This window comes from Bradyrhizobium sp. STM 3809 (genome assembly GCF_000239795.1).
In the GTDB taxonomy this organism is placed as follows: domain Bacteria; phylum Pseudomonadota; class Alphaproteobacteria; order Rhizobiales; family Xanthobacteraceae; genus Bradyrhizobium.
On the sequence record NZ_CAFJ01000374.1, the window covers coordinates 1 to 4201 of the forward strand.

The following is a 4201-nucleotide window of genomic DNA, read 5'->3' on the forward strand; positions in this document are numbered from 1 at the left end:
CCGACCATCGAACGCACCTGGCTGTGCAGATAGGAGCGTGCCGAGGTGATCACGGTGATGGCGTCCCCGTCCCTGACCACGTCGAGCTGATCGAGCGTCTTCTCCGGCGACTTCGCCTGACATTCTGTGTCGCGGAAGGTCGTGAAATCGTGCTTGCCGATCAACCGCTGCGCGGCGGCATGCATGGCATCGGAATCGAGCCGCTGCGGCACCCGCCAGACGCGGCCGACCTCCAGCGCCAGATTGGAGCGGCGGTTGACGATGCGATAGCGGTAGTGCCGCTTGCGCGCCGAGAAGCGCGCCTCGAAGGTATCGGGAACGATCTCGACGTCGAGCACCGCGACCGGGTTCGGCCGCAGATGCGCGTTGAGCGCATCGCGCAATTTGTCGGGACGAAACGCCTTCGCGATGTCGCAATGCGCGACCTGGCCGGTGGCGTGAACGCCGGCATCGGTGCGGCCGGAGCCATGCACACGCGTGGGCACGCCGCAGGTCGCCTGCACCGCCGCCTCCAGCGCGCCCTGCACCGACGGCAGCGCCTCCTGCAGCTGCCAGCCGCAGAACGGCGCGCCGTCATATTCGATGGTGAGCTTGTAGCGGGGCATCGCCTCAACTGCTTCTGCCGTCATTGCCGGGCTCGACCCGGCAATCCATCCAAGCGTGAAGCTTGTTCGCGAGATGGATGCGCGGGTCAAGCCCGCGCATGACGAGCTGTGGTGGTCAACCGAAGCGCAGGCCCGGCGCGACGCGGGTGCCGCGCAGGAAATCGGCCGCCTTCATCGGGCCCTTGCCGGCACGCTGCAGCTCGGTGATGCGGATGGCACCCTCGCCACAAGCGATGGTGAGCTCGTCGTCGAGAACGGTACCCGGCTCGCCCGTGCCGGGAGCGAGGGCGCAGCGCAGAATCTTCAGCCGCACCGCCTCGCCATCGAGCGGAATCTCGCTCCAGGCGCCGGGAAACGGCGACAGGCCATGGATATGGCGCAGCACGGCGTGCGCCGGCTTCGCCCAGTCGATCCGCGCCTCGGCCTTCTCGATCTTGGCCGCGTAGGTCACGCCGTCCTCGGCCTGCTTCGTCAGCGTCAGCCCGCCACGCTCCAGCGCGGCCATGGCGCGCACCATCAGGTCGGCGCCGATGCGTGAGAGCTTGTCGTGCAGATCGGAGGCGGTCATCGCGTCGGTGACCGGGAGGCGCTCGGCCATCGCGACGTCGCCGGTGTCGAGGCCGACGTCCATCTTCATGACCATCACGCCGGACTCGGCATCACCGGCCATGATGGAGCGGTTGATCGGCGCTGCGCCGCGCCAGCGCGGCAGCAGCGAGGCGTGGAGGTTGTAGCAGCCGAGCCGGGGCGTATCGAGGATCGCCTGCGGCAGGATCATGCCGTAGGCGACGACGACGGCGGCATCGGCCTCGTGCGCGCGAAACGCGGCCAGCGCCTCGTCGGTCTTCAGCGTCTTCGGCGTGAGCACGGGAATGCCGAGCCGGCGCGCCTCGGTCTCGACCGGAGTCGGCACCAGCGCGAGGCCCCGGCGGCCACCGGGCTTCGGCGCGCGCGTGTAGACGGCCACGATCTCGTGGCCATGGCCGGCGAGCTCGAGCAGGGTCGGCACGGCGAAATCCGGCGTGCCCATGAAGATCAGGCGAAGCGGCATCTGGGGGCGGCCCTCAAGGCTTCGTTCTTGCCGTCATAGCCGGGCTTGTCCCGGCCATCCACGTCGCAATGCCAACGCGAGAGGCGAGACGTGGATGCCCGGGTCGAGCCCGGGCATGACGGAGGAGAGAGTTGGTCGTTACTCGCCGGCGCGCTTGGCGGCCTTGGTGAACTTCTTCATCACGCGGTCGCGCTTGAGCTTCGACAGATAGTCGATGAACAGCACGCCGTTGAGATGATCGATCTCGTGCTGAATGCAGGTCGCGTAGAGCCCCTCGGCATCCTCCTCGCGGAGCACACCCTCGAGATCGGTGAAGCGCACGCGCACCCGCGCCGGCCGCTCGACCTCCTCGTAATATTCGGGAATGGACAGGCAGCCTTCCTCGTAGACCGACAGCTCATCGGACTTGGCGACGATCTCGGGATTGATGAAGACGCGCGGCTCGCGCTTGGTCTCGCCGCCGGAATCCGGCTTGGCCAGGTCCATCGTAATGACGCGCACGGGTTGCGCGACCTGGATCGCCGCGAGCCCGATGCCGGGCGCGTCGTACATGGTCTGGAACATGTCGTCGACCAGCTGCCGGATCTCCGGCGTGACCTTCTCGACGGGCTTGGACACCAGCCGGAGCTGCCGGTCCGGCAGGATGATGATTTCTCGTAGGGACATGGCGCGCGATTTAAGCCGCGGAACAGGCGCGGTCAATGTGAGGACGTGCGGTTAAGACTTCGCTAACCATGAATTTCAACGGTCCGTAAACCATGCTTCTTAACCCGGCCTTAACCATGAATGTTCTCTCTTCGTTCGCGATGTGTCGCGAATCGGATAGACGGGGGTGATGACCGCCAGCCAACCGCTCAATTCTGCGCTCAATCCTGTCGTCGTCATGATCGGCGACCTGCCGATCCGGGCCAGCGACGCGCTGATCGGATTCGGCGTGCTGGTGCTGCTGCTGCTGGTGATGATCGGCCTGGCGGTGGCGCGCTCGGGGCGACGCAACGCGGAGCTCGCCGCCCAGCAGGCGCTGCGCGCGGACGAGATCGAACAGCGGTTCGGCGAGATGATCCGGGCGCAGAGCGAGGCGTCGGGCCGGGTCGACGCCATGGCGCAGCTGCTCGCCGGCCGGCAGGTGGATCTCGCCCGCAGCGTCAACGAGCGTCTCGACGCCGTCACCCATCGCGTCGGCCAGTCGATGGAGCAGACCACGCGGCACACGATGGACTCCTTGCGCGTGCTGCATGAGCGCCTCGGCATCATCGACAATGCCCATCGCGATCTCAGCGAGCTGACGACGCAGGTCTCCACGTTGCGCGACGTGCTCGCCAACAAGCAGTCGCGCGGCGCCTTCGGCCAGGCGCGGATGGAGGCGATCGTCCAGGACGGGCTGCCGAAGGGCAGCTACGCGTTCCAGCACACGCTCGCCAGCGGCAAGCGGCCCGACTGCGTCGTGTTCCTGCCCGATGCGCGGCCGCTGTGCATCGACGCGAAGTTTCCCCTGGAAGCGGTCACCGCGCTGCATGACGCGGAGACGGACGAGGAGAAGCGCGCCGCCGCGCAGCGCCTGCGCACCGACGTGCTGCGCCACGTCAACGACATCGCCGAGAAGTACCTGGTGGTCGGCGAGACGCAGGACACCGCGCTGATGTTCGTGCCGTCGGAGTCGGTCTACGCGGACATCCATGACGGCTTCGACGACGTCATCCAGAAGGCCTATCGCGCCCGCGTCGTGCTGGTGTCGCCGTCGCTCCTGATGCTGGCGATCCAGGTGATGCAGCAGATCATGAAGGACGCCCGCATCCGCGACGCCGCCGACCAGATCCGCAACGAGGTCATCCATCTCGGCGACGATCTCGGCCGCCTGCGCGAGCGCGTGCTCAAGCTGCAGAAGCATTTCGGCGACGTCGGCGAGGACATCCGTCAGATCCTCATTTCAGCCGACAAGATCGAGAAACGCGCTGCTCGTATCGAGGAGCTGGACTTCAGCAAGCAGGACGCAGCCGCGGACTCACCGCGGATCGCGCCAGCAGCAGGGACGACGCCGGACCTGTTTCCGCTGGCAGGGCGGATGCAGGCGGGGGAGTGATGTTGGCTGGACCTGTTCCAAGCCGGTCATCCAGACAAAGACTGTCATCGCCTGGCTTAAGGACGAGGACAGGCGGGGGGGGGGGCTCGTCAAAACGGCCGTTTGGTTGGCCAGCTTCAAAGACGACTCAAGGATTAACTCCGCGCCGTCATTCCGAGTTCAAGGCCGGCGGTCTTGCCCCGGAATGATGTTCGTGGCGAATGGGCAGCGCTACCCCTCCGTCTCCAATCCCGTGGGCATCGGCACGTTCTCGGGCTGCAGTTTCAGCCCGGCGGCCAGCGCCACCGTCTCGAGCAGCGCGGCGAAATCCTTTTCCAGATAGGCGGCGGGATCGCTCTGCAGCGAGGCGGCGCCGACATGGGCCTGCAGCGCTTCGCGCGTCGCGGCCGTTACCGGCATCGCGACGTCGAGCTGGCGTGCCGCCGACAGGCCGAGATCGAGATCCTTGCGCAGCAGCGGCGGCGT

Annotated in this window: 4 protein-coding genes and 1 pseudogene; 1 reads left to right on the top strand and 4 read right to left on the bottom strand. The window is 67.0% G+C overall.

Annotated elements, in window-relative coordinates; all coding sequences use genetic code 11:
* The 3 genes from truA to def form a co-directional block, all read right to left on the bottom strand.
* A partial coding sequence (gene truA, locus BRAS3809_RS19225) for a tRNA pseudouridine(38-40) synthase TruA (RefSeq protein WP_035656950.1) occupies nucleotides 1–605 on the bottom strand: 605 nt, incomplete at its 3' end.
* 115 nt (nucleotides 606–720) lie between these two features.
* Nucleotides 721–1656 carry a methionyl-tRNA formyltransferase gene (fmt, locus tag BRAS3809_RS19230; protein WP_008963733.1) on the bottom strand — a complete coding sequence of 312 codons (936 nt, stop codon included), beginning with the start codon at nucleotides 1654–1656 and terminating at the stop codon, nucleotides 721–723.
* A 138-nt stretch (nucleotides 1657–1794) separates the two neighbouring features.
* Entirely contained in the window at nucleotides 1795–2322 is a 528-nt protein-coding gene (gene def / locus BRAS3809_RS19235) for a peptide deformylase (RefSeq protein WP_008963734.1), read from the bottom strand.
* A gap of 169 nt (nucleotides 2323–2491) precedes the next feature.
* On the opposite strand from def, the gene BRAS3809_RS19240 reads away from it, so the two are divergent.
* Entirely contained in the window at nucleotides 2492–3736 is a 1245-nt protein-coding gene (locus tag BRAS3809_RS19240) for a DNA recombination protein RmuC (RefSeq protein ID WP_008963735.1), read from the top strand.
* Between the two features lie 210 nt (nucleotides 3737–3946).
* Here BRAS3809_RS19240 and BRAS3809_RS19245 read toward each other — a convergent pair.
* Nucleotides 3947–4201 (bottom strand): annotated as a pseudogene (locus BRAS3809_RS19245) (NAD(P)-dependent oxidoreductase); the annotation flags it as partial.

Excerpts from the sequence above, each read along its gene's own strand:
- fmt (WP_008963733.1), bottom strand. The coding sequence starts at position 1,656 with ATGCCGCTTCGCCTGATCTTCATGGGCACGCCGGATTTCGCCGTGCCG.
- def (WP_008963734.1), bottom strand. The coding sequence starts at position 2,322 with ATGTCCCTACGAGAAATCATCATCCTGCCGGACCGGCAGCTCCGGCTG.
- BRAS3809_RS19240 (WP_008963735.1), top strand. The coding sequence starts at position 2,492 with ATGACCGCCAGCCAACCGCTCAATTCTGCGCTCAATCCTGTCGTCGTC.